This window comes from Chamaesiphon sp. OTE_20_metabat_361, assembly GCF_031364565.1.
The window spans coordinates 1-5,463 of the sequence record NZ_JANLWO010000429.1 but is presented as its reverse complement, the minus strand read 5'-3'; the positions used below and the strand labels follow the sequence as shown (position 1 = coordinate 5,463).

Annotated in this window: 7 protein-coding genes; 2 read left to right on the top strand and 5 right to left on the bottom strand. The window is 48.6% G+C overall.

The window, feature by feature from the left end:
- The 5 genes from RMO35_RS12480 to puuE all read right to left on the bottom strand — a co-directional run.
- On the bottom strand, window positions 1–381 hold a 381-nt coding region (locus RMO35_RS12480), incomplete at its 3' end, for a M28 family peptidase (RefSeq protein WP_396135664.1).
- Window positions 382–444: 63 nt separating this feature from the next.
- Window positions 445–1,011 (bottom strand): 2-oxo-4-hydroxy-4-carboxy-5-ureidoimidazoline decarboxylase, encoded by a 567-nt coding sequence (gene uraD / locus RMO35_RS12475; RefSeq protein WP_309741595.1) that lies wholly within the window; start codon window positions 1,009–1,011, stop codon window positions 445–447.
- Between the two features lie 58 nt (window positions 1,012–1,069).
- Entirely contained in the window at window positions 1,070–1,432 is a 363-nt protein-coding gene (gene uraH / locus RMO35_RS12470; protein WP_309741594.1) for a hydroxyisourate hydrolase, read from the bottom strand.
- A 247-nt stretch (window positions 1,433–1,679) separates the two neighbouring features.
- A complete protein-coding gene (hpxO, locus tag RMO35_RS12465) occupies window positions 1,680–2,840 on the bottom strand; it encodes an FAD-dependent urate hydroxylase HpxO (protein ID WP_309741593.1) in 1,161 nt (386 codons plus the stop codon).
- A 190-nt stretch (window positions 2,841–3,030) separates the two neighbouring features.
- Window positions 3,031–3,939: an allantoinase PuuE gene (gene puuE, locus RMO35_RS12460; RefSeq protein ID WP_309741592.1), complete on the bottom strand. Its 909-nt coding sequence runs from the start codon at window positions 3,937–3,939 to the stop codon at window positions 3,031–3,033.
- 281 nt (window positions 3,940–4,220) lie between these two features.
- Between puuE and RMO35_RS12455 the strand changes: the two genes are divergently transcribed.
- Window positions 4,221–4,634: a gamma-glutamylcyclotransferase gene (locus RMO35_RS12455; RefSeq protein WP_309741591.1), complete on the top strand. Its 414-nt coding sequence runs from the start codon at window positions 4,221–4,223 to the stop codon at window positions 4,632–4,634.
- Window positions 4,635–4,826: 192 nt separating this feature from the next.
- Window positions 4,827–5,105 (top strand): hypothetical protein, encoded by a 279-nt coding sequence (locus RMO35_RS12450; RefSeq protein WP_309741589.1) that lies wholly within the window; start codon window positions 4,827–4,829, stop codon window positions 5,103–5,105.
- Window positions 5,106–5,463: the final 358 nt, after the last annotated feature.

Sequence of the window (5,463 nt, the reverse complement as noted above, 5' to 3'; positions counted from 1 at the left end):
CGGGTGGTACAGTCGGATCGATCGATCGTGCAAAACTCGCACCACTTCAATCCCCGCCAGCACGCCCAGACAACCATCATAAATCCCGCCAGTCGGCACGGTGTCGATATGCGAACCAGTCGCGATCGCACCTGCATGTGGATTTAAACCCTCATACCGACCGATAATATTACCAGCCGCATCCGTCCTTACGGTCATTCCGGCTTCAGTCATCCAAGTCTGCACCAGTTGACGCGCGCGTAAATCTTCAGGTGTAAACGCCACACGGCTGATGCCCCCTTTGGGTAGTTTGCCAATTTCGGCTAGTTCGGCTAGGCTGCGATCGAGTCTAGCAGCATCGATTTTTAATTCACTCAGAGTCGGTGATGATGTAATTGTCATGGGACTGGCGGATAGGGAATAGGGAGAAAATTGTATTTCTAGTTGTATAGAAGGTCTAATGGGTTAGGATATTTTACTTTCAACTCGTTCGCGTAGCGTCCCCGTTCGCGCAGCGTCTGCCTCAGCAGAAGGGGAATCGATTATTGCTAACAATCGCAACCGTGCGATCTGACTAATTTCCTCGATCGCGGTAGTTAATTCTGCATCGGCTGAATTCTGTAAACGGCGATCGAATGCTGCTAAAATGCTCGATTTAGTATGGTTTTTGACGGCAATAATAAAGGGAAAACCAAATTTTTCTAGATAAGATCGATTGAGTTGTTGAAACCTAACATATTCATCCTCACTCAACCGATCTAAGCCAGCACCTGATTGTTCTTGCACCGATGCTGCTGCCATTTTGACCTTGCTACCCAAATCGGGATGAGCGCGCACTAGAGCCAACTTTTGCTCGCGATCGAATCCTAGAACGATCGTCATCATTTTCTGATGTAAATCCTCGATCGATACAAATGGTCGTTGGCACCATACTTGGGCAGCAACAGTGGGTGTATGTTCAAAAATTTCACCCAGTGCTTGAATCAATTGCGATCGATCCATCCGATTAATTTGACTAAGGGAATAAACCATAGATTTCAAGAAATGTCGCAATATATTCTCAATTCTCAATTCTCAATTCTCAATTAAATTAACTGCCTCGATAAGTACTATAAGACCATGGTGAAACCAGTAGAGGTATATGATAATGCGCGTTAAGATCGGCAATTTGAAAGCGAATAGGAATGCGATCGAGAAATGCTGGTTTAGGTAAATTAGCCTGAGTACGATCGAAATAACTGCCCACCGCGAACACTAGTTCGTATTCGCCAACTTGTAAGTCGCCATCGGCTAATAAGGGCTGTGCTGTGCGTCCATCTCGATCGGTATAAACTTGAGTAATTAAGGTGCGATTTTCTGATGGAGATGCGATCGAGTAGAGGGTTATTTCAACCCCTGCGGCGGGACAGCCGTGGGCTGTGTCTAATATGTGAGTTGTTAATTTACCAGCCATAATTGGAAATCAGGTGTATCTATGGGAATTTTGAAGATGGAGAATCTAACGCAGTGCCGCCCTAATAGGCTTCGTTTTCGCCTGTTTTACCCATAAGTCTATTAGCAAGATCGTAGTCCTTTACCCCACCCCAACCCTCCCCTTATAAAGGGGAGGGAGCCGGAAAAATCCCCTCCTTGGAGGGGTGCCCGAAGGGCGGGGTGGGTAGATCTTCGCATCACCCCCAAAAGACCATACCTGTAATTTTTCATCGCAAAGGGCCACCTAAAATGGTTTTAGCGATCGCACCAGTCACATCTTCAGGCGGCTCATGTTTCAATTGTTGATACCAGGCTTGAGTTACATCGGGATCGCAACCGTGAATTTGCTCGGCACGTTGACGCGCTTTAGCGACGACAGCATTGGCGCGTTCTTTGCGTTCGGATTCGTAACGCTTGAGGGCATCCGGTACGCTGATATTGGTCGCAATTAGATAATTACTCAGTACCCAAGCATCTTCGAGAGCTTGACAGCCGCCTTGTCCGAGATCGGGACAAGTCGCATGAGCGGCATCACCTAGAAGTGCCACTCGCCCCCGCACGTAGCGATCGATCGGCCCCATGTCATGAATGGCGATGCGGGCGGTTTCGGCGGGATTGAGTCGCTCGATTAGTTGTTGAACTGGTTCGTCCCAGCCGTGAAAATGCGCTTTTAATTCGGCTCGATAGTCGGCTGGCTCGGCGGAGTTATCGGGTGAGAGCGGAACATCTAAAAAGAAATAACAGCGTGAGTCGCCCACAGGCATCAGGGACGCGCGTTTGTGTTCGCCGACATAGATGCTCCAGGTATTTTTCGGTGCTAATTTTTCATCAGCGGGTACCAATCCATTCCAATTGATATATCCCGCATACTTGGGTTCGACAGGTTCGTCTAGAATCTGTTTGCGAAATTGCGATCGAATGCCATCGGCAGCAATAATTAAGTCACCACTGGTACGATGACCATTTTCAAAGATCGCCGCGATCTCAGTCTCAGATTCTTCAAAGTCGATACATTTATGGTTGAGATATACTTGCCCAGGAAATGCGGCGAGTAGCATGGCTTGTAAATCCCGACGGGCGACTGGATACGGACGCTGTCCGACTCGATCGATCAGCGGCATCAAGTCGATATGATTGAGCAATTCTCCAGTTTTACTACGATATTCCATCGCATTCATTTCACCCCCGATCGCGGCAATTTCCGCCCCTAAACCCAGTCGATTCAGCACTTTGACCCCGTTCGACCAGAGGGAGATTCCCGCTCCTACTGGGCGCAATGTGGCGACTCGATCGTAAATTTCCACTTCGTAACCCGCCTGCTTGAGCGCGATTCCGGCTGTCAATCCCCCAATCCCCGCCCCGATAATAATTACTTTGAGATGGTTCATCTTAAATTAATTGATAATTGATAATTGAGAATTGATAATTGAGAATTGAGAATTGAGAACTGGGTTATTAGTGTGGGAATTTAAACGCCTGTTCTTTGTTAATTCTGCTCTATCATATTGTCTCCCCGTCTCCCCGTCTCCCCGTCTCCTAGTCCCCTCGTCCCCTCGTCTCCCCGTCTCCCCCTCCCAATTAAAACGGATGATACTGATGCCAGTGCTGGGCGATATCGATGCGACGACACAGCCAGACGAGATCGTGTTGCTGCACGTAGTCCAAAAATCTCCCCAACGCCGCCGCCCGTCCTGGTCTGCCTACTAAGCGACAATGTAGCCCCACGCTCATCATTTTGGGTGCGGTTTCGCCCTCGGCATAGAGGACATCGAAAGCATCCCGCAGGTAGGCAAAAAACTGTTCGCCCGAATTAAAGCCCTGAGCTGTCGCAAATCGCATGTCATTATTGTCGAGAGTATAGGGAATGACCAAATGCGGTCTACCATAGTCATGCGTCCAATAGGGTAAATCGTCAGCATAGCTGTCTGAGTCATAGAGAAATCCGCCAGTTTCGACGACTAATTTGCGAGTATGCGGGCTATTGCGTCCGGTATACCATCCGGTGGGACGTTGCCCCGTAACTTGAGTATGAATTGCGATCGCTTTTTGGATATGTTCGCGTTCGGCTGACTCGGTAAAATCCTTGTACTCGATCCATTTGTAGCCATGACTGGCAATCTCCCAGTCAGCTTCCAGCATGGCAGCAACCGCATCGGGATTGCGGGCTAATGCCATCGCTACTCCGTAGACTGTGACCGGAATTTGTCGATCGATAAACAGTCGATATAACCTCCAAAAACCCGCCCGACTACCATATTCATAACAAGACTCCATATTCATGTGTCGTTGCCCTACAAACGGCACCCCACCCACAATCTCGGACAAAAACGCCTCCGATGCCGGATCGCCGTGCAAAAGACAGTTTTCGCCACCTTCTTCGTAATTAATTACAAACTGAACGGCAATTCGAGCTTGTTCTGGCCACTGGGGATGTGGTTGGTTCCGCCCATAGCCGACTAAATCGCGTGGATAGTCGATCGAGGTCATAGATTACGCTTTAGCTTAACGTATTTTTATTGTATACTGTACACAGTATTTTAATTTGCCTCTATAAAATCCCCTCCCAGGAGGCTACGGTGTCTACATAAGTCGGTTGGACTTCGATGTAGCTGGGCTTACCCCCCCAACCCCCCTTTATAAGGGGAGGGCTGGGGTGGGGTAAAGATCTCCGCAGCAACTCAAAAAAATTCCAATCGCGCCCCAGCTCAAAAACCGCGCCAACTTGCCAATAAACCCAAAACTAGCATAATTATCTTGAGAGAAATGGTATGAATCAGACAGTTATCACCAAACACCAAATTTTTATCTGTGGTTCGGCATTGCGCGGACAACCAGATCACTCGAATTTAGGCAACGCCAAATTTATCCGCGCCGTGAGTACCGAGCCGCTCTATCGACTACATGCCGCCGAAAATGGCTGGCACCCAGCAATTTATCAAGTCGATCTCGGCGGAATTTCAATTCCTGGCGAAATCTACGAAATGACAGCAGCGGAGTTTGAATACTTAGCAACCAATGAACCGCCCCACATGTACCCCACAGAGGTAAAACTCATCGATGGGGAAGTTGCCACGGCATTTTTCTATCCGCAAGCACTGATAGAACGCCACAATTGGCCGGATATCTCCGATCTCGGTGGCTGGGCTGCCTACAAATCTGCTCGACTGGAAACAGTTTCCTAGATTGGTGTCAGTCAGGAAATATGGGGGTGGAGATCTGTCGATGGAGCTATTTACGATCGCCACCCTAGCTGTTATACTAAAAAGTATCTTAGGGCACAGAAAAAGATTCGGACATACATCTCAGATAGTCTAGAGTGTGTGGTGACAGGTTTGGAAGTGCCTCCTGCAATTAACCAATTGAGGAGGTTCACAATGAAATATTTAGACCGTAACAAAGCTAGTGTCGATCGCGACCGATGGGAAGTTTACAAGCAACTAGAACTAGTTCCCGATCCGATCGATAATTCAGCTTACAATCGTGGTGGATTTAAATTTGGGATCGACCGCATCTGGCGAACTATACTCGGATTACTAATGGATGAATTAGTTGCCGAGCAACAGGTTGAATATCTCGATCGCTGTTGGGATGTAGATGCAAAAGATCGATCGGCATCGAAGACGCTACAACGATTTTTGACACTAATCAGCTAACAAACGTCAGTTCGGGTTAAGGAGAGCCTGGAGACTGGAAGTCTCGGCTCATGGTGCCAAGTGCGCCTGTCTTGTCTTGACGCACACAAACGGGAGGTTCCCTCCCGTTCGATGCGTCGCTGATTCGCTGCAAGGTTGCGCTGTCTTGACCCAAACACATGGGTCGGGAACCTCCGCGTGATTTGGGTCGCTAAACCCTCGGGGAACCCTACGTATGGCGCATCCGCTGTCTTGAAAAGGTGCTTCACTTGCGGCGTTTTTATTCGGGGGTTCCCCCCGAATAAGAAAACGACAAGACAGGGGAAACCCCAAGAACGCACTTTTCGCTGTCTTGACTGAAACGCACGCTGAGGGAACC

Coding starts and splice junctions, on each gene's coding strand:
- hpxO (WP_309741593.1), bottom strand. CDS start 2,840: ATGAACCATCTCAAAGTAATTATTATCGGGGCGGGGATTGGGGGATTG.
- RMO35_RS12455 (WP_309741591.1), top strand. CDS start 4,221: ATGAATCAGACAGTTATCACCAAACACCAAATTTTTATCTGTGGTTCG.
- uraD (WP_309741595.1), bottom strand. CDS start 1,011: ATGGTTTATTCCCTTAGTCAAATTAATCGGATGGATCGATCGCAATTG.
- puuE (WP_309741592.1), bottom strand. CDS start 3,939: ATGACCTCGATCGACTATCCACGCGATTTAGTCGGCTATGGGCGGAAC.
- uraH (WP_309741594.1), bottom strand. CDS start 1,432: ATGGCTGGTAAATTAACAACTCACATATTAGACACAGCCCACGGCTGT.
- RMO35_RS12450 (WP_309741589.1), top strand. CDS start 4,827: ATGAAATATTTAGACCGTAACAAAGCTAGTGTCGATCGCGACCGATGG.